Below are 23,912 nucleotides of genomic sequence, written 5' to 3' on the forward strand. Positions count from 1 at the left end.
TTGGAGATGGTTATGCGCGCACTGGTATGCGAAGAATATGGACCGGCGGAATCTCTGGTAATTGCCGAGCGCGAGGTGCCGGAGCTGAAGCCCACGGAGGTGCGGATACGGGTCCGCGCCGCCGGCCTGAATTTTCCCGATGCGCTGGTAATTGCCGGCAAGTACCAGATCAAACCGCCGCTGCCGTTCATTCCCGGTGGCGAGTGTGCCGGAGTGGTGGAAGCCGTCGGCAGTGCGGTTGAGAATTTCAAGGCCGGCGATCGCGTTATCGCAATGCCGGGCATGTCCGCGTTTGCCGAGCAGGTGAATGTAGATCAGAAACTGTTGGTGCCCATGTCGGACAAACTGAACTATGAGCAGGGTGCGGGTTTCTGTATCACCTACGCGACGTCCTATTACGCGCTCAAACAGCGTGCCGGATTGTGCGCGGGAGAAACCCTGGTGGTTCTGGGTGCCGCCGGCGGTGTCGGCGTCACCGCGATCCAGCTGGGAAAGGCCATGGGCGCACGGGTGATTGCCTGCGCTTCCTCAGCGGAAAAACTGGCGTTCTGCAAGGAAGTCGGCGCCGATGCGCTGATCGATTATTCCAGCGAGGATTTGAAAGAGCGCATCAAGGAGCTGACCGAGGGCAGAGGTGCGGATGTGATCTACGATCCGGTGGGCGGAGACCTCACCGAACAGGCCTACCGCGCCATTGCCTGGGGTGGCCGCTATCTGGTCATCGGCTTTGCCTCCGGGGATATTCCCAGGCTGCCGCTCAATCTGCCGCTGCTGAAAGCGGGGGACATCATGGGTATCTTCTGGGGTGCCTGGGCGCAGCGGGATCCCAAGGGAAATCTGCAGAATTTTGCCGAGTTGCTGCAGATGGTGGATGACGGCACCCTGAATCCACTGACCACGGAAGTCTATTCGTTCGAGCAGTATGCCGAGGCGTTTGCCGCAATTACCGAGCGGCGTGCGCGCGGTAAGGTGGTGCTGTCGATTGGGGGGTGACTGTCAGGTGCCGGCTCCATTTTCATTACCTGAAACATAATGGCGTGGTGGCTGGGCGGGACTTAGCCTGACTGCTGTGGTGCAAACAGAGCTCCGCGGAGCGCACACAAAACAATAATAAATTTGAGGTAATGGCGATGAGCGAGCGCGATGTAAACAGCGAGCGGAGCAACGTCAACGGCTGGCGCTGGGGACCTTTCTCCCTGCGCCTGCCACTGCTGCATCTGAAGGCGGTACCCTCGCAGATACTACAGGGTCTGGGGGTGGCCGGCGGCACCAGCCTGATCATGGCGCCGGTGATGATCGGATACTTCGGTCTCACCTTCGAGGAAGCGCTGGCCCTGATCATGCTGGCGAACACCATACTCTGTGCGTCCTTTATCCTGTTCGGCGAGCCCTTCGCTCCCGGCATGCTGACACCCGCTTTCCCGCTGGTGCTGACCTTTATCGTCAGTGGCTACCCAGAGGGGCCGGAGCGCTTCCAGGTGATGACCGCGCTTTCGCTGGGACTCGCCGCCATAGCGCTGTTTTTCAGTTTGACCGGGCTATCGCGACGGGTGATGGCCGCGCTGCCGGCGGCGTTGAAGGCGGGCATCATTTTCGGGGCCGCTATCTCGGCCCTCGACCGGGTGTTCGTCAAGGATGTCGCCTTGTTTGAACAGCAGCCGATCAGCGCTATCACCGCCCTGGTGGTTGCGCTTCTGTTCACCTTCTCGGCACCGATTCAGCAGCTGCGGGCGCGCAATCGGATTGTCGATGCGGTCTCGAGCCTGGGGCTGCTACCGGGCTTCGTCGCCGCCGGTATCGTCGGCGCGCTGGTGGGCGAGATCAGCTTCGACATCCGCTGGGGCTGGCTGTTGCCACCGGTGGCTGAAACGCTGGCAAAAGTATCGCCACTGTCGATTGGCTGGCCGCCGCTGACCATGTATCTGGAAGTGCTGCCGCTGGCCTTTGTGGCCTACGTGATCGTATTCGGCGATTTCGTTACCGGTGCCGAGATGATCAAAAGCGCCCAGGCTGCGCGGCCGGACGATCCTATCGACCTGAATTTCGAGCGCACCCAGATCGCGGTGGCTGCCCGCAATGGTGTGTCCGCGGTACTCGCCCCGCTGTTCCCATTTCAGGGTGTGCTGTGGACCGGCGTGCATGCGGTGGTGGTGCAGGCGTGGCAGAGCGGCCGCCACAAGGTCGTGGATCTGCGCAGTGGTATCGCCTCTTACTATGTATTTGGCCTGCCGTTGATTTACCTGTGCTGGCCGATGATCAGTGTGGTGAAACCATTGATGGGCATTGCACTCATGTTGACGCTGGCGCTGACCGCCTTCGCCTGTTTTATGGTCGCCGCGCCACTGGTGAAAAAACCGCTGGAAATGGTTTGTGCCCTGGTCATCGGCTACATGCTGGCGATGTTCGACGTGTGGACGGCCATCGCTGTGGCGCTCTTCCTGTTGGTGGCGGTGAATGGCAATGTGCCGCGCTGGCGGCGATCGGATCGCGCGGTTGCCGAGGCCGGTGAAAATTAATTCCATTTCTCTCTGTCTCGCGGGGTGATCGACAGGCGCCCCGCGTGTACATCGCGCGCCCGATTGGCTATAACTGCCACCTGAGTTTTCCGCCGGGCACCCCTCCCATGCAGCAACCCATCATCGGCTATCACCGCGACGAAGACGATCACTGGGTCGCCGAGCTGGCATGCGGTCACAACCAGCATGTGCGGCACGATCCTCCGTGGCAGAACTGCTCCTGGGTCACCACCTCAGAAGGTCGCGCGCAGATGCTGGGCTTCAAGCTCGAGTGCAAAAAATGTGATGAGGGTTCCCCTCGGGATCAACAACCGCGAGAAGTCCGTTAATGCCGAAAATCTGGGTCGATGCCGACGCCTGTCCCACCGTGATCAAGGAAATTCTGTTCCGTGCCGCTGAGCGCACGCACACCGAACTGACGCTGGTGGCCAACCAATATGTCCGGGTACCGCCGTCATCCTATATTCGCGCGCTGCAGGTTACCTCCGGCTTCGATGTGGCCGACAACGAAATCGTGCGGCGCTGCGATGCCGGTGACCTGATCATCACCGCGGACATTCCGCTCGCGTCCGAAGTGATCGACAAGGGGGCAACCGCACTCAATCCACGCGGTGAGAAATACTCGAAAGCCAATATTCGCGCGCGCCTGAACATGCGCGATTTTATGGAAACTCTGCGTTCCAGCGGGGTCCATACAGGAGGGCCACCGCCACTGGGGCAGCAGGAGCGCAAGGCATTTGCCGATCAGCTGGACCGCTGGCTGGCGCAGTCAGAGAAAAAATAATGTGGATGATAGATGCTGGATTCTCATTGAACCCCTTCGAGGAAAAATATCTCACCGAGCTTATGCGCTGGATTCCGTCGGAAACCGAGTGCCGGCAGTGGGGCGGGCCGGGATTTCGCTATCCGTTCGACCAGCAGAGCTTTTCAGAAGATTGTCGCTGGCGCGAGCTTCCGACATTTATCGTGAAGAATGCCGAGGGCTTGCCGGTGGCGTTTGGCCAGTTTTATCAGCGTCTGCAGTGCTGTCATCTGGGCCGTCTCATTGTGGCGCCCCACACCCGGGGCCAGGGCGTCGGACAACAGCTGATTCGCGCACTGGCTGTGCGAGGATACGAGTCACTTCGCCTGCAACAGTGCTCACTGTTCGTCTTGAAAAACAACCTTCCGGCAAAAGCGTTGTATGAAAGACTGGGATTTGAAGTGTGTGACTACCCTGAACCGATGGACGGACTGGAGATGTGTCACTACATGGTTACGCCAATGGAAAACTTATTGAGTAAGGAATATTGAAATGCATCACGGGTTTGGTTCGATGGCTAAAAAGACATTGATGGCTGCTGTGGCAATAACCGCTGTCTCGTTTGCCGTTGCTGAAGAAAACGCGTTGCCACAGCTACAAGCCTACGAAGTACCTGAACCCTGGCGCACTCCGGTGGAGCCGCTGCAGATTGCCGAGCACACCTGGCAGATTGGCACTGAAGAGCTGAGTGCGCTGCTGGTCATGACAAATGCGGGGGCCGTACTGATCGATGGGGGGATGCCGCAAGCGGCGGAACATTTGCTGGAAAATATGCGCAAGCTGGGTCTGCAGCCCGGAGACCTGCAATGGATACTCCTGAGTCACGGGCATGCCGATCACGCGGGTCCGCTCGCCGCGGTCAAGCGCGCGACGGGCGCTAAAATTGCCGCCAACGCGGAAACCGCCCACCTGCTGGCCAACGGCGGTGCAGGGGATATTCATTTCGGTGATGGCCTGATGTTTCCTCCGGTGACCGTAGATCGCTACCTGATGGATGGTGAAACGATTCCACTCGGGGAGCTCCAGTTGAAGGTCCATTTTATTCCCGGCCATACCCCCGGCAGTGTTGCCTGGACATGGCATGACCGGCATCAGGGCAAAGCGATAGACGTCGCCTATGTCGACAGCCTTACCGCTCCCGGTTATCAGCTGCTGGACAATCCGCGCTATCCGAACCTGGTGCAGGATTTCCGTTTCACCTTCGCCAAAGTGCGCGATCTCCCATGTGACCTGTTGCTGACACCCCATCCTGGCGCCAGTGGTTGGGTGTATACGGACAAAGCCAAACAGGAACGCGTCATGGATTGCAAAGACTACGCGGTGCAGGCGCAACGGAAACTGGATGAACAGTTGGAAGAGCAACGTCAGCAGAAGAAAAAGGACTGACTTCCTGTGCGCATTGAACCGCAAACAGAACGCCTGCAATTACGCCAGTGGCGCGAGGGTGACCGCGAACCTTTTGCCGCAATGAACGCCGACCCCGCGGTGATGGAATTTTTCCCGGCGCTGCTGAGCCGTGCCGAGAGCGATGCCGGTATCGATCGCCAGATCGCGCACATCGAAAAATTTGGCTGGGGTTTCTGGGCGGTGGAAACGCTGCGGGACAAGCGGTTCATCGGTTTTGTAGGCATCAAGAACGTAACCGATGACATGCCATTTGCACCGGCGGTGGAAATTGGCTGGCGGCTTGCGAAAAATGCCTGGGGTAGGGGCTATGCCACCGAGGCGGCGCGCGCCTGCTTGCAGGTTGGCTTTGAGCGGCTCGGATTGCACGAAATTGTTTCCTTTACCCTTCCCGGAAATTTCCGTTCGCGAGGGGTAATGGAAAAGCTCGGTATGCAACAGGGAGAAAATTTTCGGCATCCCGCGCTGCCATCGGGGCATCCCATGCAAGAGCATGTGCTCTATCGTTTGGCGCGGTCCAGGTAACCCATCAGACGGAAACCACAGGCTTGCGGTCGAGATTGCGATACGCCAGTGCCTCCGCGATCTGTGCTGTGCCGATATGTTCCTGCCCGCATAAATCCGCCAGCGTGCGCGCCACTTTCAATACGCGGTGATAGCTGCGCGCTGACAGGCCGAGCCTGTCCACCGATGCGCGCAGCAACGCACTTTCTGTGTTGCCCAGGCGGCAAAAAGCATCCAGTTCGCCACCCGTCAGCTCGCCATTGATTTTTCCCTGCCGCTGTAACTGGATGGCCCGCGCGGCGCGCACCCGTTCGCGCACGGTCGCAGATTTTTCACCAGGCGGGGACTCCTGCAGCTGCACCGCACTCACGCTGGTCACTTCCACCTGCATGTCAATGCGGTCGAGCAGTGGGCCGGAGAGCTTGCTGCGGTAGCGATGTATCTGGTCCGGGGTACAGCGGCAGCGGGGTTCACCCAGGTATCCACAGGGGCACGGATTCATCGCCGCGACCAGCTGGAAATCCGCGGGAAACGTAACCTGGGCGCGCGCGCGGGAAATCCGCACCTCGCCGTTCTCCAACGGCTCGCGCAGAATCTCCAGCGCGGAGCGGGGAAATTCCGGCATTTCATCCAGAAACAGCACACCGCGGTGGGCGAGGCTGATCTCACCCGGGCGCGGGTCGCTGCCACCGCCGACCAGAGCGGTGGGCGAAGCCGAGTGATGTGGTGCGCGAAAAGGTCTCTGGCGGATGCGCGCGAGCCCGGCGCTGGAATAGAGCGCGGCCACTTCGATCAACTCGCGCTCGGTAAGTGGCGGCAGGATACCGGGCAGGCGGCTCGCCAGCATGGTTTTCCCTGTACCTGGGGGACCATAAAACAGCAGGTTGTGACTTCCAGCGGCAGCCACTTCCAGCGCGCGCCGCGCTTTCAGTTGTCCGCGCACATCGGCGAGATCTGCACTGGGTACCTCCTCCTGTTCGTTATCACCCGCGGCATCCGGCAACGGCTCGCGCCCGTGCAGCTGTGCACAGACCTGCAGTAGGGACGAGGCGGCTTTGACCGGGGTACGGATCAGTGCCGCCTCGGCAGCGGAGTCGGCGGAAATCACCAGTGTGCGAGCGCATTCACCACAGGCCATGGCGGCGGGCAGGGCGCCGGGAATAGGGCGCAGGCCGCCGGACAGGGCCAGCTCGCCGATGAATTCGTACTGTTCGAGTCTGTCACCGGGTATCTGGCCGGAGGCGGCGAGGATGCCGAGGGCGATGGCGAGATCGTAGCGGCCGCCGGCCTTGGGCAGGTCTGCCGGTGCCAGGTTGACGGTGATACGTCGCTGTGGGAACTCGAAGTGGCTGTTGACGATGGCACTGCGCACCCGGTCGCGGCTCTCGCGTACCGCAGCTTCAGGCAGTCCGACAATATTGAATGCCGGCAGTCCGTTGGCGAGATGGGTTTCCACTGTGACCAGTGGTGCTTGCACGCCCAGCTGAGCGCGGGCGTAGGTGATCGATAGGCTCACTTTCCTTCCTGAAAAATGGTCGTCCCTGAAATCTCGGCGCAAATGGCCGATTAGTTTTCCCGATTCAGCTGCGTTTCGAGCATGTTCAGCTGCTCTTCAAGACGGGCGAGCTTTTCCTCCGCCCGCGCCAGTTTGGCAGCCTGGATATCGAATTCGCGCTGGCTCACCAGTGGCAGTTTTCCCAGGGCAACTTCGAGCGCATCGCGCAGATCGCTGCTCACAACTGCCCCTTGTTGTTGCAGTTCACTGAGTAACTGTTGCAATTTTTCCGCGGCCACGCGCAATTCTCCACTACAAATTCCTGTTTCGGTAGCGGCAAATAGTACCGCAGCCGTGCTATCCCACCAAGCCGCGGAGTTGGTGCTCACTCTTGGGTCGCGAGCCCCACAATCCATCGCGCGTATGCGCTATCCCGGTGCAGGTTCAATTTTGGTGCGCACTCATTTTGCGCGTCGGCTTTCGCCAAATCCCGGGTTGATCTCCCGAAAATGTACTAACTCGTTGATTTTCATCTGGAATTCCAGAGTTGGCACCAACCCTGCAAGTACTCCTGTGCAAATCGCTCTGGCAATGCAGGCAGGGACAGGCCTTCAGGTGAAGTGCCGGGGCGAGTGCGGCGCATACCGTCTCCCCGGTGAAGTTGTGACCGCCAAGATAAAAATCAAAACAAGCATTTCACACAGAGATCAAGGAGAACCAAAAGTGGGCAAGCTGAACAATAAAGTGGCTGCAATCGTATCTGGAAGCGTACTGGCCGTGGCGATTTCTGCGGGCGCGGCGGCAGATGATACCGGTGTGAGCCTGAGTGGCAATCTCGGCGTCGTCAGTGATTACAAATTCCGCGGTGTTTCCCAGTCCGACACCGGCCCGGCGATTCAGGGCGGTCTGGATCTGGATTTTGGCAACGGTTTTTACCTGGGTACCTGGGCGTCCCAGGTGGACTTCGCCTACAGCAGTGACCAAACCGACTTCGAACAGGACTTCTACGGCGGCTACGCCGGAGAAACTGCGAGTGGTATGGGTTACGACGTTGGCTACATCTACTACGCCTACCACGGCAGCGACCAGGATGAGGATTATCAGGAAGTCTATGGCAGCGTGAGCTTTGGCGATCTGAGCCTGGGCTTCGCTTACTCCGACGACTACTGGTACCAGGCGGGTGAATTCGTTTACCTGAATGCCGGTTACTCCTTCAGCCTGGCCAACGACATAACCCTGGATGTCAGTGCCGGCCTGAACCTGTTCGATGAAGAAATCTTCCTGAGCGGATCCGATTCCTACATCGATTACAACGTGACGGTTGGTAAGGAGTTCGGCGGTCTGGCACTGAGTGCCTCTCTGGTTGGCACCGATGCCAGCAAGGCAGAGTGCTACGACCTCGACTGGTGTGAAGCGACTGTTCTGGCAGGTGCAACTTACAGCTGGTAACAGCCATAACGATATGGGCCCACTCTGCGAGTGGGCTTTACTCATAGGGGGAGACCATGAAACTGGTAACCGCAATTATCAAACCTTTCAAGCTCGACGCGGTGCGCGATGCACTGGCGGAAGCTGGAGTAAAAGGCATCACCGTAAGTGAAGTGAAGGGTTTTGGGCGGCAGAAGGGGCATACCGAACTCTATCGTGGAGCCGAGTATGTGGTGGATTTTCTGCCTAAAACCATGTTGCAGATCGCCGTTGACGACAGCCAGGTAGATGCTGTGCTGGAAGCCATCGGCACTGCGGCGCAAAGCGGCAAGATCGGCGACGGCAAGATCTTTGTTGCAAACCTTGAGCAGGCAATCCGTATCCGCACCGGTGAAACCGGCGTGGAAGCGATCTGATAACCAATAACGATTGCCACAAAAAAACGATTCTTTGATCAACAGAAATAACTGCCGGGGCAACTCGGGAAAGTTTGGGTTAAACGGAGCGAAAAATGGAAAATCAAATTTTTCAGTTGCAGTACGCAATTGATACATTTTATTTCCTCGTGTGCGGTGCACTGGTCATGTGGATGGCGGCAGGCTTCGCCATGCTGGAAGCGGGCCTGGTGCGTTCCAAAAACACCACGGAAATTCTCACCAAGAACGTGGCGCTGTTTGCGATTGCCAGCATCATGTATCTGATCAGCGGCTACGCCATCATGTACGACGGCGGCTGGCTGCTGAACGGCATTGAAGCTTTCGATCTCGAAGGTGTTCTGGCAAGCTCTGCGGAAAACGGATTCGAAGGTGACTCCGTCTATTCCGGTGCTTCCGACTTCTTCTTCCAGGTGGTGTTCGTGGCAACGGCCATGTCCATCGTCTCCGGTGCGGTGGCCGAGCGTATGAAGCTGTGGAGCTTCCTGCTGTTCGCCGTAGTGATGACCGGCGTCATCTACCCGCTGGAAGGTTCCTGGACCTGGGGCGGCGCTGAAGTGTTCGGCCTGTACAATCTGGGCGACCTGGGCTTCTCCGACTTCGCCGGTTCCGGCATCGTGCACATGGCCGGTGCCGCCGCTGCTCTGGCTGGCGTACTGCTGCTGGGCGCGCGTAAAGGCAAATACGGCCCGAACGGCGAAATCTACGCCATTCCCGGTGCCAACCTGCCGCTGGCTACCCTGGGTACCTTCATCCTGTGGATGGGCTGGTTCGGCTTCAACGGCGGCTCCGTACTGAAGCTCGGCGACGCCGCCAACGCGCACTCCGTGGCCATGGTATTCCTGAACACCAACGCCGCCGCTGCCGGCGGTGCTGTCGCCGCGCTGATCACCGGCCGCATCCTGTTCGGCAAGGCCGACCTGACCATGCTGCTGAACGGCGCACTGGCTGGCCTCGTGGCCATCACCGCTGAGCCCTCCACCCCGACTGCCCTGCAGGCGACCCTGTTCGGTGCCATCGGTGGCGTGCTGGTAGTGTTCTCTATCATCACTCTCGACAAACTGAAGATCGACGATCCCGTAGGCGCCATCTCCGTGCACGGTGTGGTTGGTCTGCTGGGCCTGCTGCTGGTACCGGTTACCAATGGAGACTCTTCTTTCAGCGGCCAGCTGATCGGTGCCGCCACCATCTTTGGTTGGGTATTCGCCGCCTCCTTCGCTGTCTGGTTTGCCCTCAAGCTCATCACCGGTATCCGTGTTACTGAGGAAGAAGAGCAGCAAGGTGTTGACTTGGTCGAGTGCGGAATGGAAGCTTATCCGGAATTTATGAGCAAGTAAGCGCTCGTAAGATTGCTGCCGGGGCTGATCGCAGACCCGGCAGCCGCAAGAATCTTCCGGCACCGATTCATTTCAGGGCCGGTGCCCGCAAGAAACAATATCAGGGGATAAGTCAATGAAACTGATTACGGCTGTCGTGAAGCCATTCAAACTGGACGACGTGCGCACCGCGCTGTCCGAAGTCGGCGTACAGGGTATGACCGTGACCGAAGTGAAAGGCTTCGGCCGCCAGAAGGGTCATACCGAACTGTACCGCGGCGCGGAATACGTGGTGGACTTTCTGCCGAAAGTGAAACTGGAACTGGCGGTGGATGACAGCATGGTCGACAGCGCCGTGGAAGCCATCACCAAGGCGGCCCAGACCGGCAAGATCGGCGACGGCAAAATCTTTATCACTGCGCTCGAAGAAGTCATCCGCATCCGCACCGGCGAAACCGGCAGCGAAGCGGTCTGATCAAAGAATCCGACACAGTGTTTTACAAGCCCCGCTCTGCGGGGCTTTTTTGTACGCGAAAAAACCGCGTGAAAAGATATACGGTTGCGCGGCGGGTAAACCGTTTTGCTGTTGAGCGCGTCGTCAAAAATGCGGCGCAAAAAATTGCATAACCAACAGCAATAAATCCGGGCAAAACAGCTCAAAAAAACTCTACCAATTCGGGGAACCTTTTCTGGCAGGCTGGTGGGACACTGCCTATATATATTTCGCCGCAGGAATTCTTCTGCCCGGCGGATTTTACTCGCGGAAATTGCGCGGCTGTACCGTGTGGATTTCTTCGCGGATAAACCTGCGGGGTAGTGGCGGGATTTTTTCCGCTCGATGCTGCGGCAGCAGGGGTATTCCCTCTGTAACAAGGGGTATCAAGTTACAGGGTAAAGTGACATGAAAGACGAAGAGTACAGCGTTCGGGCGAAGGACTCCGAGGAATTCGGCGATGAACGCTCCATCACCTCCCGCCAGCGGGCCCGCAGTGAACTGAGTGCCGAAGTCGAGGCCTTCCTCGCCAGCGGCGGTGCCATCAACGAGATAGCACCGGACATCACCGCGGACCCACCTCGCAAGCCGCAGCCGAAGTACGGCAGTCGGCCCATCTGAGAGCAAAGCGCTACAGGTGATACTGGGTACCGGCTCTGCCGGTAGGACAATACCGCGTCACCCCGGCTCATGCCGGGGTCCAGTTTTCATCTGATCCCCTATCCGGAATATCTTCGCGAGACCCGCGGGGCCTGTTGACTCAGCTGCGTGCCAGCAGGTCGGGCAGCAGGCGCTCGAGTATTTCGCCGATATATGACAGGAACAGGGTGCCGAGGCTGGAGCGGTAGTGGTTGGGATCGCTGGAACCCACCGCGAGGATGCCGAGCTGGTTGGCCAGCGGTACCACCGCGGCGGAGGCGACACGCTCGGCATCGCTGCCGAACAGGAAAGCGGTTTCGCTGGGACGCAGGGTGCCGCACACCGTGCGACCGTTGCGCAAAATGGAGCCGATGGCGGTTTCTGCGCTGGCGCGGGAACAGCTGCGCACGTCACCGAGCAACTTGCCGGAGCCCGGCAGTGGGCCGAACAGGGTTAGTGCGGTGACCTCCACCTTGAAGTCGTCGCGGAAGCTGCGCAGCAGCGCGTGCCCGGCTTCTGCCACGGTGCGCGCTTCCAGTAAAGCCAGCACCAGGCGGCGGCTGTGCATGAACAACTGATCGTTATCCCGGGCGTTCTGCAGCAGCTGGTCGAGACGCTGGCGCATCTCGATATTGCGTTCGCGCAGCAAATTGGTCTGATGTGTCATCAGCGACACGGTCTTGCCGGATTCCCGCGGGATCTGAATGGCTTCCAGCAGCTCGAGGTTTTCGGCAAAAAACGTCGGATTCTGCATCAGGTAACGCGCCACCTGCCGCGCCAGCAGCTTCTTGTTGCGCTGGTTTTCGCTGTCGGCGGCTTCCTGTTTTTCCAGGTTGGCCTCGACGGCGCTGTCGATCAGGGGGGCGTCGCTGTGCTCGGTCATTACGTTGTGTTGCTCGGTCGCTGGTCCGGTGTTCTCTGGGTTAAACCACTATCTGTCCGTGATACACCGCGGTGGCGGGTCCGGTCATGGTAACCGGCGCACCGGGGCCCGGCCAGTGAATTGTCAGGGTGCCGCCGGGCAGGGTGATCTGCAGTTCTTCATCTACCAGGCCGCGAATGCGCGCAGATACCATGGCGGCGCAGGCGCCAGTGCCACAGGCGCGGGTCTCGCCCACACCGCGCTCGAACACGCGCAGGCGCGCGTTGCCGCGGTCGAGAATCTGCAGGAAGCCCACGTTCACGCGGGCCGGGAAGCGCGGGTGGCTCTCGATAGCAGCGCCGAGGCGTTCCACCGGTGCGCTATCCACATCCTCCACCAGCAGCACCGCGTGGGGATTGCCCATGGATACCGCGCCGACGGTATAGGTTTCGCCGTCTACCTCGAGGGGATAGGACTCCGCCTGAATATCCGCGTGGAACGGGATCTTTGCCGGCTCGAGCACCGGAGCGCCCATGTCCACACTGACCTGATCTGCGCCCTGCACATTCAGCTCGAGGATGCCGGCGGCGGTTTCCACCAGAATTTTTTCCTTGCTGGTGAGGCGGCGCTCACGCACGAAGCGCGCAAAACAACGCGCGCCGTTACCGCAGTTTTCCACTTCACTGCCGTCGGCATTGTAGATGCGGTAGCGGAAGTCCACGTCCGGGTCCCGCGGCGCTTCCACCAGCAGCAGCTGGTCGCAGCCGATACCGGTATGGCGGTCGGCGATCTGGCGGACCTTGTCCGAGGTCAGCTTCACCCGTTGGGTGATGCCGTCGACCATCACAAAGTCGTTGCCGAGGCCGTGCATTTTGGTGAACTTGAGCCGCATCGTTGTTCGTTCCCGTCAGTCCTTTCTCATCAATTCCTGGCCGGCACTGTGGTTTCACCGCGCACCAGGTCCGCGAGCGTTTCCCGCGCGCGCACCAGGTAGGTTTTGTCCCCATCCACCAGCACTTCCGCCGCGCGGGTGCGGGAGTTGTAGTTGGAACTCATGGTGAAACCGTAGGCGCCCGCGGAGAGCATCGCCAGCAGCTGGCCCTGCTCCAGTGCCAGCGGGCGGTGCTTGCCGAGGAAATCACCGGTCTCGCACACCGGCCCCACTATATCCCAGCTTTCGGCTTCGCCGTTGCTGGGGGTGACCGCGACGATGTCCTGCCACGCCTGGTACAGCGCGGGGCGCAGATTGTCGTTCATGGCGGCGTCGACGATGGCAAAGTTGTGGCCTTCGGTGCGCTTCAGGAATTCCACCCGGGTCAGCAGCGCACCGCCGTTGGCGGAGATGGAGCGGCCCGGTTCCAGTACCAGTGCCAGGTTGCGCCCGGCGAGCTTTTCTTTTACAGCACCGAGATAATCGCTTACCTGGGGCGGTTCTTCACCGCGATAGCGCACGCCGAGACCGCCACCGAGATCCAGGTGTTTCAGCACGATGCCGCCTTGCGCCAGCTCGTCGATCAACGTCAGCAACCGGTCGAGTGCATCGAGAAAGGGCGCGATGTCGGTGAGCTGCGAACCGATATGGCAGTCCACGCCCACCGCATTGAGGTTGGTGGAGGCGGCCACCTTGCGGTACACCTCCGGAGCGCGCTCGATGGCGATACCGAATTTGTTTTCCTTCAGACCGGTGGAAATGTACGGGTGGGTCTTGGCATCCACATCCGGGTTGACCCGCAGGGATACCGGGGCGACTGCGCCCATCTCCGCGGCCACCGCGTCGAGGCGCTCGAGTTCCGCTTCCGATTCCACGTTGAAGCAATGTACACCCACTTCCAGTGCGCGTCGCATTTCTGCCGCAGTCTTGCCCACACCGGAGAACACCACTTTCTTCGGGTCACCGCCGGCCATCAGTACCCGCTCCAGCTCGCCCGCGGATACGATATCGAAACCCGCACCCAACTGTGCCAGCACCGACAGGATACCGAGGTTGCTGTTGGCCTTGATGGCGTAACAGATCAGGCCCGGGTGATCGCCAAGGGCATCGGCGTACGCCCGGTATTGGTTTTCGAAGTGGGCGCGACTGTAGACATAGGTGGGGGTGCCGAAGTGTTCGGCAATCTGCTCAAGGCTGACGCCCTCGGCCCACAGGCTTCCCTGCTGGTAGTGGAATTCACTCATTTGGTTACTGCTTCTGCTTCCGTGTGTTGCTCGGACGGTTGTTGGCTCGGGTCTTCTTTGGCCTCATCCTTGCGCGCACTTGCGGGCTGGCCGTGGCTGTGAGTACCGGTCGCGGAAGTCGCTGCCGGTGCGGCCGGTCCCTGGGGAAGGTACAGAGGGCCTTTCTGGCCGCAGGCGCTCAACGCGACCACGACAATGGTGGCCAGTGGAATCAGTGGTGTGCGCATCGTTGTTACCCGGAACCTTATGAATCGTACCTGCCGCGTTTCGCGGGACGAGAAGACTGGAAAAGCCTGCTAGTATAGCGACCCACGCCTTCCAGCAACACAGTAACAGCAGTAACAGAACTATGAGCCAAGCGGCATACAACGCGGCGATCGAGCAGACGCTGATTGCGATCGAGGACGCACTCGACAATTGCGACGTGGACATGGATTACGAGCGCGCGGACGCGGTGCTCACCATCACCCTGGAAGACAGCGGTACTCAGGTGATTCTGTCGCGCCAGAGTGCGGTGCAGGAGCTGTGGGTGGCGGCGCGCTCCGGTGGCTACCACCTCAAATTTCAGAATCCCGGCTGGAAGTGCACCACCACCGGTGAGGATTTACCGACCCTGCTGAACCGGGTATTGAGCGAGCAGCAGGGTGCTCCGGTGTCACTGGCGCTGGGAGACCTCTGATCCCGGGAGAGAAGCTGCCGTTACCCTGATGCCGCGCGCGGTTGCCCCCTTAACCGCGCCTGTCCGTGTACCCCATTCCCGCCTCTTGCGCACTGCCGTTCCCCCCCAACCATCACGCCCGTCGAGCGCGTTGCAAAAAGTGGTTGGCTATCCGCGCGTGTTGGTGCTAATTTGATATCAAATTGACATCAAAAGGAGATTCCGGTGATCCGAGAAAAGCGCGCATTCACTCTCAATGGCTACGGGATGCTGGCGGTGCTCCTGATATTGCAGGCAGTCACCGTGGCGATGGCTCTGCGCAGTCTGGCGGCCACCGAGTTTCCCGTTGCGGCGGGCTGGGGGCTGGCGGCGGTGATTGTCGCCTTCTGCTGGCACGGACTGTTTATGGTGGCGCCCAATCAGGGAAAAATACTGCAGCTGTTCGGCAAATACGTGGGTACAGAGCATGTCACCGGGCTGCGCTGGGGCAATCCGCTGATCTTCAAGCGCACACCCATCTCGCTGCGCATCCGCAATTTCGAGAGCGGCAAACTCAAGGTAAATGACGCCAACGGCAATCCGATCGAGATCGCCACGGTGGTGGTGTGGAAGGTGGTCGACTCCGCCGAGGCCTATTTCGAGGTGGATGACTACGAGAGCTTCGTCACCATCCAGAGCGAGGCGGCGTTGCGCAACGTGGCGAATGAGTTCCCCTACGACAACCACAGCGAAGACACCCTGTCTCTGCGCGGCGATCCGATTGAAGTGGCAGAGAAAATCCGCGCTCAGGTGCAGGAACGTCTGGGCAGTGCCGGTATCCAGGTGATTGAAGCGCGCATCAGCCATCTCGCCTACGCACCGGAAATTGCCCAGGCCATGTTGCGTAAACAGCAGGCCGGTGCGGTGCTCGCGGCGCGCAAACTGATCGTCCGCGGCGCGGTGGAAATGGTCACCGATGCGATTACCACTCTGGCGGAATCCCATGCAATAGAACTGGACGATGAGCGCAGGGCGAATATGGTCAACAATCTGATGGTGGTCATTTGCGGCGAACAGCAGGCACAGCCGGTCATCAACAGTGGCAGTCTCTACTGATCGACCGGGCCGATACTGAACGATCAGGATTATCATGACGAAAAAGAAAGCTTTCCCGCTGCGAATCAACGAGCAGGTACTGGCGGCGATGCAGCGCTGGGCAGACGATGACCTGCGCAGCCTGAATGCACAGATTGAGTATGTGTTGCGGGATGCGCTGGTTCAGTCTGGCCGAGTGAAGCTGGTGCAAAAAGTAGTGACCGAAATCGAGGAAAATAAAGCAAAACCCGGGGAATCGTGAAGGGCGCAGGGCATGCGTCTGCGCGGCCACAACCACAGCTGCGCCAGCGCGGCTTGTAAAATACATGCCGGGCCGCGTTGCGCGAGCCCGGCGGCATTTTTTAATTTGGCAGGCGCTGCACTGCGTGTTCTCCGGGGGAAAACCGGATCTTCGCATAGGGGCCGATCTGTTCGATTTTCTCGACCCACAGCGCGCCGCGATAATCCGCCGGCAAGAAATCCAGCTCCTGGGGTTTGTAGATCCCGTGCATTCCGCGCCCGCGCCCTGCAAAATCCAGAGCCATCACCAGCGAGCCCGCGTCGTCCATACGTTGCATAAAACGGTCTGGCCAGCCCCACAACACCCACTGCCATGTGTTCGGTGCCACCACCGCGCCGTTGCGGCAGGCTTTCGGTACATAGCCGCTCCATCCCAGCATCACGTAGCGCAGAGTGCATTGCTGAACGCTCTCGCGGCTGAACACCCATGCATCCGGGCGCAGTTGGCGAATTCTCGCCATTACCTGCTCGCTGCCGTAAACACGCAATGGTCTTTGCTGGGGTAGCTGGCGCGCACTCAGATATTGGTGCAGCAGATCCGCTTCCTCTACATCGCTGCTTTTGATGTTGATCAGGAATTGCCTGCCGGGAAATGCGCGGAACACCTCTTCCAGTGTCGGCATCTGCCCCACACCCCTGCCGCGAAATGGATAGGTTTTGCCGTTGTCCGGGGTATAGCCGTAGCCGATGTCCAGGGTTTTCAGGTAGCTCATCGGGTGTTCGCGGGTGGTGCCGGTGCCCTCGGTGCGGCAGTCGAGGGTCCAGTCGTGGAACACGGCAAACTCGCCATCGGTGGTGGGGTGCACGTCGATCTCGACAATATCCGCCCCGTAATCAAACGCCGCCTGCATGGAGGCGAGGGTATTTTCCAGGTATTCGTGTTCCGCTGGGTACACGCGGATCGCGGTGCAGTCATCGCGACCGAGGTTTTCCTTGTTGTAGGTCTGGTAGACGCCGCGGTGGGCAATCAGCGTGGGTTTGCCCGCGGCTTTTTGGGCGAGCCACGAGGCGTTGGTGAGGTAGATGGCAACGGCGAAAGCGGCAGTGCCGAGCAGAAGGTATTTGCGCATGGAAGACTCATTTTTTTGATCGGAACTTGTGATCGGAGGAGTCTAGCGGGTCACGAAAGCTGGAAAGTGGCGGCGGACGGGATGAATTGTGACGAAAAATGGCGGCGGGGGATTTTTCCCCTGTAGGAGCCTGCAAGCAGGCTCCTACAGGGAGAGGGTGGTTTAGCGCGAGGCGATCAGTTTGCGCGCGCGCACACAGGCCGCACGCACCTGGTTCGGCGCAGTACCTCCGATATGGTCGCGGGCGGCAACAGAGCCTTCGAGCGTCAACACGTCGAACACATCCTCACCGATTGCATCGGAGAACTGCTGCAACTGCGCCAGGCTGAGCTCCGCGAGGTCGCATTTCTGTTCGATGGCAAAGGCTACGGAGTGGCCGACGATCTCGTGGGCATCGCGGAAGGCCACGCCCTTGCGCACCAGGTAATCCGCCAGATCGGTAGCGGTGGAGAAGCCTTTGCCGGCGGCGGCGTACATGTTTTCCTTCTTCGGCTTCAGCGCCGGTGCCATATCGGCAAACGCGCGCAGACAGTCGAGCACGGTGTCGGCGGCGTCGAACAGGGGTTCCTTGTCTTCCTGGTTGTCTTTGTTATAGGCCAGCGGCTGGCTCTTCATCAGGGTCAGCAGCGCGATCAGGTGGCCGTTCACACGGCCGGTCTTGCCGCGCACCAGTTCCGGCACGTCCGGATTTTTCTTCTGCGGCATGATTGAGGAGCCTGTGCAGAAGCGGTCGGGCAGGTCGATAAAGTCGAACTGGCTGGAAGTCCACAGCACCAGTTCCTCGCTGGCGCGGGACAGGTGGGTCATCAGCAGCGCGGAGAAGGCGCAGAATTCGATGGCGAAGTCGCGGTCGCTGACGGAATCCAGGGAGTTCTCGGTGGGCGCGTCGAAACCCAGCAGCTCCGCAGTGCGGGCACGATTGATCGGGTAGCTGGTGCCGGCCAGTGCCGCGGCACCCAGCGGTGAGCGGTTGACGCGCTTGCGGCAGTTCATAAGGCGCTCGTAGTCGCGGGTCAGCATCTCGTTCCAGGCCAGCAGGTGATGGCCAAAGGTAACCGGCTGCGCACTCTGCAAGTGGGTGAAGCCGGGCATGATGGTGTCGGCATTCTGCTCGGCGAGGTCCACCAGGCCGCTTTGCAGGCGGGTGAGTTCACCGGCGATCTGGTCGATACGGTTGCGCAGCCACAGGCGGATATCTGTGGCCACCTGGTCGTTGCGGGAGCGGCCGGTGTGCAGTTTCTTGCCGGTGGCGCCGATGCGCTGGGTAAGGCGGGACTCGATGTTCATATGCACATCTTCGAGCTCCACCGACCAGGGGAATGTACCGGTCTTGATTTCCTCGGCGATCCCGTTGAGTCCTTCCGCGATCTGCTGGAACTCATCGGCCGTCAGCACACCCACTTCCGACAGCATCTGTGCGTGGGCGAGAGAGCCCTGAATGTCTTCCAGCCCCATGCGCTGGTCGAACATCACCGAGGCGGTAAAACGCTCCACAAAGGCGTCGGTGGCTTCACTGAAGCGGCCGCCCCAGAGTTTCGCTGCCGGGTTCTGTGCGCTGTTTGCGGAGGAGTTATCGTTGCTCATGCTGCCTCTGGTGGAATCTGGATTGGGATATGGAAGTCGATCCGGGATGGCGGTATCTTCTCTGACCTAGAGCGGATCCAGAATAAAGATAACGCAGTATGACATCTTCCCGGCCCGCGCAAGCGGCGGGCATTATAGCGCAGCAAATTCGTAAAATTGCCCCCGCAGGCAAAGATTCTGCGCGTCTGGATTCCACCAACCCCCCTCATTTCCTTCCCGACCTGTGCGGTGTGACCGGTGTTGCCTCTCTGGTGCTGATGGGCGAACTGCTGGCGCTGGTGCTGGTGCTCGCCACCGACGGTCTGCACCCCTTCAACTGGCAGCGCCTTGGGCTGGTGTCCCTCACGGTGCAGTGGGTGAATCTGCCCGCGGCCGCCATTCTGTGCCGTTTGCGCCCGCGCCTTGCAAGGCTTTCCCACAAGGTCGCCGCCGCCCTCAGTTATTCCACCGTGCTGGCGGTGCTGCTGGGCGTACTGCTGGCGCAGCACGGGTGGGTGGCGGATATGGAAGACGTGCCCATCGACTTCTGGAGCCTGCTGGCCCATTTCTTCGTCGGTGCGATTTGCTCCGGTGTAGTGCTGCGCTACGCCTATGTGCAGCAGCAGTTGCACAATCAGCAGCAGGCGGAGCTGGGGGCGCGTATCGAGGCACTGCAATCGCGCATTCGCCCGCACTTCCTGTTCAACAGCATGAACAGTCTCGCCAGCCTGATTGCGGTAGATGCCGAGCGTGCAGAAAAATTGGTAGAGGACCTGTCTGCATTGTTCCGTGCATCACTGGCGGACTCAAAAATGGTGCCACTGGAGCAGGAGGTTGCGCTGGCCAGGCGTTATCTCGAAATAGAATCCCTGCGCCTCGGTGACCGCCTGCAACAGGAGTGGCAGATCGACGCGTTGCCGGAGCAGGCGCAATTGCCGTCCATGTTGCTGCAGCCGTTGCTGGAAAATGCGGTACTGCATGGCGTTGCGCGATTGCGCCGCGGCGGAAAAATTAAAATTTGTATTCAACAAAATGTCATTGGCAGCCGCACGCGCGAGCTGCTATTGTCGATTCATAACCCTGTTGCAGTTTCTGAAGCAAACAATGAGGCGGATAACCGAACCGGTGCAAGTTCCGGCAACGGTATGGCGATGGAAAATATTCGCCAGCGTCTCAGTGCGTATTACGGCAATCGCTTCCGTTTTACCGCGGAAGAGCGCGATGGAGAGTGCGGTAAAGAATACCGTGTGGAATTGCGTTTGCCGCTGAACGCCACGCCTTCCGCGAAGGAAGCCAGAATAACTGAGCCAGCAAAAACTCCGGTGACGGAAGAGGTAGCCCAATGAGCGCTGCCGATTACCCGCTGGGCGTGCTGATCGTCGACGACGAACCGCTGGCGCGGGCCAGACTGGCCCGACAGTTGCAGACTATTGATGGTTGCCAACTGCTGGGAGAAGCTGCCGATGGGGAAAGCGCATTACAACAGCTGGATCTACTCGACCCGGACCTGTTGTTACTGGATATCGAAATGCCCGGAGAAAACGGGCTCCAACTCGCCGCACAAATCACCGCCCGCCCCAACCCACCCGCGATCATTTTCTGCACCGCCCACGACGAGTTTGCGCTCCCTGCCTTTGCGGTTGCTCCATCGGGTTACCTGCTCAAGCCCGTCAGTGTGGAGCAACTGGCACAGGCGATTGCCCAGGCGCGAAGACTGAGCAAACCGCAGCGTCAGGCACTGCGCGCACAGTCACCGCATTCCGAGCCGAACTCCGCCCGCGGACGCCGCCACATCAAGGCGGTGAGCCGCCGCGGTGTGCAGTTGATTGATGTCGATGACATTCGCTGTTTCATCGCCGAGGACAAGTACGTTATCGCCCACCACAGTGGGGGTGAGACAGTTCTGGACGAATCCCTGAAGGAACTGGAAGCGGAGTTCGGCGAGCGATTTGTACGTGTACACCGCAGTGCCATTGTTGCTCTGGATTACATTACCGGCCTGCAAAAAGGCGGCGACGGATATTGTGTAACCCTGAATGGGGTCGCGATCGCACCGGCGGTATCGAGACGTCTGCTGAGCAGTATCAAATCCCTGTTATCGGAAATGGCATAGTCCCGGTCGGGCGCTGTGCCAGTCCTCCCCGGTTTCTCCCCCTGTCTGTTCACTCAGCTAGTGCGCATCGCCATCCAGAGGCCACTGGTAATCAGGATGCCGCCACCGAATACATTCAGATAGCGTGCTTCGGGATTCCCCAACAGTAAGTTTTTGGCCCGTACGGTGATCCATACATAAAACAGCATGACGCCACCCACGGCGAGCGCCGTGACGGCGAATATGGTGAGGGCGTCCATTGCGGTGATTGCATGCATGGGCAGAAATGCCGGGAAAAAACTCAGGTAAAAGAGAATCGCCTTTGGGTTGCCCAGCGTGGTGGTGAGTCCGAGCAGCAGGCTGCCATAACCTGAGCTTTGGGATTCGGTTTCAGGGCTGGGGCCGGTGTGGCGACGGGTTCGCATCAGGCTGACGCCCATCCAAATCAGATAGGCGGCGCCGAGAAATTTCAGTGCCACAAAGGCGCCACCCATCACATCCGCTATATATGCGAGCCCTGAAAGACACAGGGCAATAAACACATAGTCGCCGAGCACGATACCCACCGACGTCAACACACCGTGGACGGGGCCACCTTTGGCGGAGCGGGCGACCACCGCAAATACGCCGGGACCGGGAATCACGGCGAGAATGATCATAGTTCCGAAAAGGGTAAGGGCACTGAAAAAAGTCATCGCGTACTCCCGCTTTAAAGCCCCCCGGTTACATCAATAAATGCCCCGGTAGAATAGGTCGCTTCGTCGAGCAGCCAGGCGATCGCCGACGCGACCTCTTCGGGTTGTCCGCCCCGTGCCAGAGGAATACGTGGCGTCAGTCGCGCTATGCGATCGGGCTCGCCACCATCGGCGTGCATGTCTGTGGCGATAAATCCGGGGCGCACCGCATTGACCCGAATTCCGTCACCGGCCACCTCTTTGCTAAGGCCAATGGTCAGAGTATCTACCGCGCCCTTGCTCGCTGCGTAGTCCACATATTCATCGGGTGAACCGCTGCGGGCGGCACCGGAGGATATGTTGACGATGGTTCCGCCACTACCGCCATTCCGAGGGGACATACGTCGAATCGCCTCGCGACAACAGAGGAGGGTACCGGTGACATTCGTCTGCAGGATGCGGTTGATGCGCTCGGCAGTCATGCTTTCGACACGAGTCTGTGTCAACAGCATGCCGGCGTTGTTGATCAGTGCGGTAAGCGATCCCAGTTGCTGGTCCATCTCCGCAAACAATTGCACCACATCCGCTTCGCGGGAAATGTCTGCCTGTACCGCAATCGCTTTTACGCCAAGCGCATTGCAGGCTTCCATGACAAGACTGGCTTCAGCGGATCGTTCGCGATAGCTGATACAGATGTCATAACCTTTATGGGCCAGCAGTATCGCAGTCGCCGCGCCGATACCGCGACTGCCTCCAGTAATGAGGGCTGTTGGTTTCACGGCAGCATCAGCCCTGCTTCCGCCAGGCGTCCGCGCAATTCAGCCAGGGTTCCGCGATATTCCCAGTACATGATACGGCCGTGGGAGCTGGTGACCAGCACATACTGCTCGCTGATGGACTGTATGCGTTCAATGGCGATTAATTTGGTAGTAAACGCGGGCTCGTTTATCTGCTCGGTAATTTCCCGGTTTTTTTCGTCGTAACCGTGGACGATAAGGGCGGTGCGGACTTCCAGTTCCAGAAACTTCACGGTGGGCTTCCTGCTTGCAAGCATTGCGGGAGCCTGAAGCAGGCACCCGCAATGCGATTTTTAGTAAATACGCGGGCCGCCACCGCTTTCGGTATCGCTGGCGAGGCTCAATTCGTCGGCGGCGCTGTTGAGGTACTCGGCGTCGGACTCGGACTTGAGCTTGATCATCAGGCGCAGGTCGTTGGCGGAGTCGGCGTGAGACAGTGCGTCTTCGTAGGTGATCTCGCCGCGGTCGTAGAGTTCGTACAGGGCCTGATCGAAGGTCTGCATGCCCTGCTCGGTGGAGCGTTTCATCAGTTCCTTCATCTTGTGCACTTCGCCTTTGCGGATCAGGTCCGCCATCAGCGGGGTGTTGATCATGATTTCGAGACAGGCGCGGCGGCCGTCGCCGTCTGGTGTCGGCACCAGTTGCTGGGCGACCATGGCGCGCAGGTTCAGTGACAGGTCCATCCACAGTTGCTGGTGCCGGTCGGCGGGGAAGAAGTGGATGATCCGGTCGAGGGCCTGGTTGGCGTTGTTGGCGTGCAATGTACACAGGCACAGGTGGCCGGTTTCGGCGAAGGCGATGGCGTGGTCCATGGTTTCACGCGAGCGCACCTCACCAATGAGGATGACATCGGGGGCCTGACGCAGGGTGTTTTTCAGCGCGGTTTCGAAGGAGTCGGTATCGAGGCCCACTTCGCGCTGGGTGACGATGCAGCCGCGGTGCTGGTGGATGAATTCGATGGGGTCTTCGATGGAGATGATGTGACCCTTGGAGTGCTCGTTGCGGTGGCCGATCATGGAGGCGAGGGAGGTGGATTTACCGGTGCCGGTGGCGCCCACGAAGATGATGAGGCCGCGCTTGGTCATGGCCAGTTCTTTGAGCTGTTCTGGCAGGCCGAGACCGTCAATTGTCGGGATTTTGGTTTCGATGCGACGCAGGACCATGCCGACGAGGTTGCGCTGGAAGAAGGCGGATACCCGGAAACGGCCGACGTTGCGTACGGAGATGGCGAAGTTGAGTTCTTTGCTTTCGATGAATTCTTTTTTCTGCCGCTCGTTCATGATGCCGATGACGAGTTCGCGGGCTTTTTCCGGGGTGAGGGCCGTGGTACTGACGGGAACGATTTTGCCGTGCAGTTTGATGGAGGCGGGCACACCGGCGGTGATGAACAGGTCGGATGCGCCTTTTTCAGTCACCAGTTGTAGGAGTCGTTCGATTTCCATTTTTTAGCACCACTTTGGGTTGTTCTGTTGCCCCGGGGTCCTTTTTTAGCAGGTCCGGTGGCGGCCGGGCACCGGGGGCAGGTTTTCAGGACCGCTGTGAATACCCGCAAGCGGGCCCGGCCGACAATCACAGATTGTCGTCGTTAGGCTGCGCGCGAAGCAGTGCTTCGCAAA

29 protein-coding genes are annotated in these 23,912 nt (G+C 59.6%); 17 read left to right on the plus strand and 12 right to left on the minus strand.

All coding sequences use genetic code 11. The features are described from left to right. The first annotated feature begins 12 nt into the window (after positions 1 to 12). The 7 genes from C3938_RS08425 (at position 13) to C3938_RS08455 (ending at position 5,247) form a co-directional block, all read left to right on the plus strand. Positions 13 to 993, plus strand: a complete 981-nt coding sequence (locus C3938_RS08425) for an NADPH:quinone oxidoreductase family protein (RefSeq protein ID WP_105102709.1) — start codon at positions 13 to 15, stop codon at positions 991 to 993. Between the two features lie 137 nt (positions 994 to 1,130). Beyond that, positions 1,131 to 2,516 (plus strand): hypothetical protein, encoded by a 1,386-nt coding sequence (locus C3938_RS08430; protein ID WP_158681610.1) that lies wholly within the window; start codon positions 1,131 to 1,133, stop codon positions 2,514 to 2,516. 44 nt (positions 2,517 to 2,560) lie between these two features. Further along, positions 2,561 to 2,845 carry a DUF3565 domain-containing protein gene (locus tag C3938_RS08435; RefSeq protein WP_233998720.1) on the plus strand — a complete coding sequence of 95 codons (285 nt, stop codon included), beginning with the start codon at positions 2,561 to 2,563 and terminating at the stop codon, positions 2,843 to 2,845. Continuing rightward, positions 2,845 to 3,300, plus strand: a complete 456-nt coding sequence (locus C3938_RS08440) for a YaiI/YqxD family protein (RefSeq protein WP_105102711.1) — start codon at positions 2,845 to 2,847, stop codon at positions 3,298 to 3,300. The genes C3938_RS08435 and C3938_RS08440 overlap by 1 nt, the downstream gene beginning before the upstream one ends. Next, the gene (locus C3938_RS08445) at positions 3,300 to 3,809 is read left to right on the plus strand and encodes a GNAT family N-acetyltransferase (protein ID WP_105102712.1); all 510 of its coding nucleotides are present in this window, start codon (positions 3,300 to 3,302) and stop codon (positions 3,807 to 3,809) included. Before C3938_RS08440 ends, C3938_RS08445 begins: the two co-directional genes overlap by 1 nt. 22 nt (positions 3,810 to 3,831) lie before the next feature. Further along, positions 3,832 to 4,704 (plus strand): subclass B3 metallo-beta-lactamase, encoded by an 873-nt coding sequence (gene bla / locus C3938_RS08450; protein ID WP_105103295.1) that lies wholly within the window; start codon positions 3,832 to 3,834, stop codon positions 4,702 to 4,704. Between the two features lie 6 nt (positions 4,705 to 4,710). Further along, a complete protein-coding gene (locus tag C3938_RS08455; protein WP_105102713.1) occupies positions 4,711 to 5,247 on the plus strand; it encodes a GNAT family N-acetyltransferase in 537 nt (178 codons plus the stop codon). 4 nt (positions 5,248 to 5,251) lie between these two features. On the opposite strand, the gene C3938_RS08460 is transcribed toward C3938_RS08455, so the two are convergent. Together C3938_RS08460 and C3938_RS08465 are read right to left on the minus strand one after the other, a co-directional pair. Next, positions 5,252 to 6,742, minus strand: coding sequence for a YifB family Mg chelatase-like AAA ATPase (locus tag C3938_RS08460; protein ID WP_105102714.1), 1,491 nt, complete (start codon positions 6,740 to 6,742; stop codon positions 5,252 to 5,254). Positions 6,743 to 6,792: 50 nt separating this feature from the next. Beyond that, positions 6,793 to 7,020 (minus strand): accessory factor UbiK family protein, encoded by a 228-nt coding sequence (locus C3938_RS08465; RefSeq protein WP_105103296.1) that lies wholly within the window; start codon positions 7,018 to 7,020, stop codon positions 6,793 to 6,795. Positions 7,021 to 7,444: 424 nt separating this feature from the next. On the opposite strand from C3938_RS08465, the gene C3938_RS08470 reads away from it, so the two are divergent. From C3938_RS08470 to C3938_RS08490, 5 genes are all read left to right on the plus strand, one after another. Continuing rightward, positions 7,445 to 8,170: a TorF family putative porin gene (locus C3938_RS08470; protein WP_105102715.1), complete on the plus strand. Its 726-nt coding sequence runs from the start codon at positions 7,445 to 7,447 to the stop codon at positions 8,168 to 8,170. A 56-nt stretch (positions 8,171 to 8,226) separates the two neighbouring features. Further along, a complete protein-coding gene (locus tag C3938_RS08475; RefSeq protein ID WP_105102716.1) occupies positions 8,227 to 8,565 on the plus strand; it encodes a P-II family nitrogen regulator in 339 nt (112 codons plus the stop codon). Positions 8,566 to 8,660: 95 nt separating this feature from the next. After that, positions 8,661 to 9,920, plus strand: coding sequence for an ammonium transporter (locus tag C3938_RS08480; protein ID WP_105102717.1), 1,260 nt, complete (start codon positions 8,661 to 8,663; stop codon positions 9,918 to 9,920). Positions 9,921 to 10,035: 115 nt separating this feature from the next. Continuing rightward, positions 10,036 to 10,374, plus strand: coding sequence for a P-II family nitrogen regulator (locus C3938_RS08485; protein ID WP_043319767.1), 339 nt, complete (start codon positions 10,036 to 10,038; stop codon positions 10,372 to 10,374). Positions 10,375 to 10,800: 426 nt separating this feature from the next. Next, on the plus strand, positions 10,801 to 11,013 hold the full coding sequence (locus C3938_RS08490) for a hypothetical protein (protein ID WP_105102718.1): 213 nt from the start codon (positions 10,801 to 10,803) through the stop codon (positions 11,011 to 11,013). Positions 11,014 to 11,152: 139 nt separating this feature from the next. On the opposite strand, the gene C3938_RS08495 is transcribed toward C3938_RS08490, so the two are convergent. From C3938_RS08495 to lptM, 4 genes are read right to left on the minus strand one after another with little or no spacing between them, the layout of a single operon-like run. Continuing rightward, on the minus strand, positions 11,153 to 11,914 hold the full coding sequence (locus tag C3938_RS08495) for a DUF484 family protein (protein ID WP_105102719.1): 762 nt from the start codon (positions 11,912 to 11,914) through the stop codon (positions 11,153 to 11,155). Between the two features lie 40 nt (positions 11,915 to 11,954). Further along, on the minus strand, positions 11,955 to 12,785 hold the full coding sequence (dapF, locus tag C3938_RS08500; RefSeq protein ID WP_105102720.1) for a diaminopimelate epimerase: 831 nt from the start codon (positions 12,783 to 12,785) through the stop codon (positions 11,955 to 11,957). 29 nt (positions 12,786 to 12,814) lie between these two features. Further along, a complete protein-coding gene (gene lysA / locus C3938_RS08505) occupies positions 12,815 to 14,068 on the minus strand; it encodes a diaminopimelate decarboxylase (protein WP_105102721.1) in 1,254 nt (417 codons plus the stop codon). Continuing rightward, positions 14,065 to 14,295 carry an LPS translocon maturation chaperone LptM gene (gene lptM / locus C3938_RS08510; protein WP_105102722.1) on the minus strand — a complete coding sequence of 77 codons (231 nt, stop codon included), beginning with the start codon at positions 14,293 to 14,295 and terminating at the stop codon, positions 14,065 to 14,067. The genes lysA and lptM overlap by 4 nt, the downstream gene beginning before the upstream one ends. A 122-nt stretch (positions 14,296 to 14,417) precedes the next feature. Between lptM and cyaY the strand changes: the two genes are divergently transcribed. The 3 genes from cyaY to C3938_RS08525 all read left to right on the plus strand — a co-directional run bounded on the left by cyaY (position 14,418) and on the right by C3938_RS08525 (position 16,062). Further along, positions 14,418 to 14,747, plus strand: coding sequence for an iron donor protein CyaY (gene cyaY, locus C3938_RS08515; RefSeq protein ID WP_105102723.1), 330 nt, complete (start codon positions 14,418 to 14,420; stop codon positions 14,745 to 14,747). A gap of 204 nt (positions 14,748 to 14,951) precedes the next feature. Further along, positions 14,952 to 15,821, plus strand: a complete 870-nt coding sequence (locus tag C3938_RS08520) for an SPFH domain-containing protein (RefSeq protein ID WP_233998722.1) — start codon at positions 14,952 to 14,954, stop codon at positions 15,819 to 15,821. Positions 15,822 to 15,855: 34 nt separating this feature from the next. Then, positions 15,856 to 16,062, plus strand: coding sequence for an Arc family DNA-binding protein (locus C3938_RS08525; RefSeq protein WP_105102724.1), 207 nt, complete (start codon positions 15,856 to 15,858; stop codon positions 16,060 to 16,062). 100 nt (positions 16,063 to 16,162) lie between these two features. On the opposite strand, the gene C3938_RS08530 is transcribed toward C3938_RS08525, so the two are convergent. Together C3938_RS08530 and argH are read right to left on the minus strand one after the other, a co-directional pair. Further along, the gene (locus C3938_RS08530) at positions 16,163 to 17,170 is read right to left on the minus strand and encodes a glycerophosphodiester phosphodiesterase family protein (RefSeq protein WP_105102725.1); all 1,008 of its coding nucleotides are present in this window, start codon (positions 17,168 to 17,170) and stop codon (positions 16,163 to 16,165) included. Positions 17,171 to 17,332: 162 nt separating this feature from the next. Next, on the minus strand, positions 17,333 to 18,754 hold the full coding sequence (gene argH / locus C3938_RS08535; protein ID WP_105102726.1) for an argininosuccinate lyase: 1,422 nt from the start codon (positions 18,752 to 18,754) through the stop codon (positions 17,333 to 17,335). A gap of 98 nt (positions 18,755 to 18,852) precedes the next feature. Here argH and C3938_RS08540 point away from each other — a divergent pair, with 98 nt between their 5' ends. Together C3938_RS08540 and C3938_RS08545 are read left to right on the plus strand one after the other, a co-directional pair. After that, positions 18,853 to 20,079: a sensor histidine kinase gene (locus tag C3938_RS08540; RefSeq protein WP_105102727.1), complete on the plus strand. Its 1,227-nt coding sequence runs from the start codon at positions 18,853 to 18,855 to the stop codon at positions 20,077 to 20,079. Beyond that, on the plus strand, positions 20,076 to 20,846 hold the full coding sequence (locus C3938_RS08545; RefSeq protein ID WP_105102728.1) for a LytR/AlgR family response regulator transcription factor: 771 nt from the start codon (positions 20,076 to 20,078) through the stop codon (positions 20,844 to 20,846). The genes C3938_RS08540 and C3938_RS08545 overlap by 4 nt, the downstream gene beginning before the upstream one ends. 53 nt (positions 20,847 to 20,899) lie before the next feature. Here the strand turns inward: C3938_RS08545 and C3938_RS08550 are convergent, their stop codons facing one another. From C3938_RS08550 to C3938_RS08565, 4 genes are read right to left on the minus strand one after another with little or no spacing between them, the layout of a single operon-like run. Beyond that, positions 20,900 to 21,520, minus strand: a complete 621-nt coding sequence (locus C3938_RS08550; protein ID WP_105102729.1) for a LysE family translocator — start codon at positions 21,518 to 21,520, stop codon at positions 20,900 to 20,902. A gap of 14 nt (positions 21,521 to 21,534) precedes the next feature. After that, entirely contained in the window at positions 21,535 to 22,278 is a 744-nt protein-coding gene (locus tag C3938_RS08555) for an SDR family oxidoreductase (protein ID WP_105102730.1), read from the minus strand. After that, the gene (locus tag C3938_RS08560) at positions 22,275 to 22,529 is read right to left on the minus strand and encodes a hypothetical protein (protein ID WP_105102731.1); all 255 of its coding nucleotides are present in this window, start codon (positions 22,527 to 22,529) and stop codon (positions 22,275 to 22,277) included. Before C3938_RS08560 ends, C3938_RS08555 begins: the two co-directional genes overlap by 4 nt. A gap of 60 nt (positions 22,530 to 22,589) precedes the next feature. Next, positions 22,590 to 23,738 (minus strand): PilT/PilU family type 4a pilus ATPase, encoded by a 1,149-nt coding sequence (locus C3938_RS08565; protein WP_105102732.1) that lies wholly within the window; start codon positions 23,736 to 23,738, stop codon positions 22,590 to 22,592. Positions 23,739 to 23,912 lie beyond the last annotated feature (174 nt).

It is taken from the genome of Microbulbifer pacificus, from assembly GCF_002959965.1.
GTDB classification, from domain to species: domain Bacteria; phylum Pseudomonadota; class Gammaproteobacteria; order Pseudomonadales; family Cellvibrionaceae; genus Microbulbifer; species Microbulbifer pacificus_A.

Coding starts and splice junctions, on each gene's coding strand:
- C3938_RS08425 (WP_105102709.1), top strand. CDS start 13: ATGCGCGCACTGGTATGCGAAGAATATGGACCGGCGGAATCTCTGGTA.
- C3938_RS08430 (WP_158681610.1), top strand. CDS start 1,131: ATGAGCGAGCGCGATGTAAACAGCGAGCGGAGCAACGTCAACGGCTGG.
- C3938_RS08440 (WP_105102711.1), top strand. CDS start 2,845: ATGCCGAAAATCTGGGTCGATGCCGACGCCTGTCCCACCGTGATCAAG.
- C3938_RS08445 (WP_105102712.1), top strand. CDS start 3,300: ATGTGGATGATAGATGCTGGATTCTCATTGAACCCCTTCGAGGAAAAA.
- bla (WP_105103295.1), top strand. CDS start 3,832: ATGGCTAAAAAGACATTGATGGCTGCTGTGGCAATAACCGCTGTCTCG.
- C3938_RS08475 (WP_105102716.1), top strand. CDS start 8,227: ATGAAACTGGTAACCGCAATTATCAAACCTTTCAAGCTCGACGCGGTG.
- C3938_RS08480 (WP_105102717.1), top strand. CDS start 8,661: ATGGAAAATCAAATTTTTCAGTTGCAGTACGCAATTGATACATTTTAT.
- C3938_RS08485 (WP_043319767.1), top strand. CDS start 10,036: ATGAAACTGATTACGGCTGTCGTGAAGCCATTCAAACTGGACGACGTG.
- C3938_RS08490 (WP_105102718.1), top strand. CDS start 10,801: ATGAAAGACGAAGAGTACAGCGTTCGGGCGAAGGACTCCGAGGAATTC.
- C3938_RS08495 (WP_105102719.1), bottom strand. CDS start 11,914: ATGACCGAGCACAGCGACGCCCCCCTGATCGACAGCGCCGTCGAGGCC.
- dapF (WP_105102720.1), bottom strand. CDS start 12,785: ATGCGGCTCAAGTTCACCAAAATGCACGGCCTCGGCAACGACTTTGTG.
- lysA (WP_105102721.1), bottom strand. CDS start 14,068: ATGAGTGAATTCCACTACCAGCAGGGAAGCCTGTGGGCCGAGGGCGTC.
- lptM (WP_105102722.1), bottom strand. CDS start 14,295: ATGCGCACACCACTGATTCCACTGGCCACCATTGTCGTGGTCGCGTTG.
- cyaY (WP_105102723.1), top strand. CDS start 14,418: ATGAGCCAAGCGGCATACAACGCGGCGATCGAGCAGACGCTGATTGCG.
- C3938_RS08525 (WP_105102724.1), top strand. CDS start 15,856: ATGACGAAAAAGAAAGCTTTCCCGCTGCGAATCAACGAGCAGGTACTG.
- C3938_RS08530 (WP_105102725.1), bottom strand. CDS start 17,170: ATGCGCAAATACCTTCTGCTCGGCACTGCCGCTTTCGCCGTTGCCATC.
- argH (WP_105102726.1), bottom strand. CDS start 18,754: ATGAGCAACGATAACTCCTCCGCAAACAGCGCACAGAACCCGGCAGCG.
- C3938_RS08540 (WP_105102727.1), top strand. CDS start 18,853: ATGACATCTTCCCGGCCCGCGCAAGCGGCGGGCATTATAGCGCAGCAA.
- C3938_RS08545 (WP_105102728.1), top strand. CDS start 20,076: ATGAGCGCTGCCGATTACCCGCTGGGCGTGCTGATCGTCGACGACGAA.
- C3938_RS08550 (WP_105102729.1), bottom strand. CDS start 21,520: ATGACTTTTTTCAGTGCCCTTACCCTTTTCGGAACTATGATCATTCTC.
- C3938_RS08565 (WP_105102732.1), bottom strand. CDS start 23,738: ATGGAAATCGAACGACTCCTACAACTGGTGACTGAAAAAGGCGCATCC.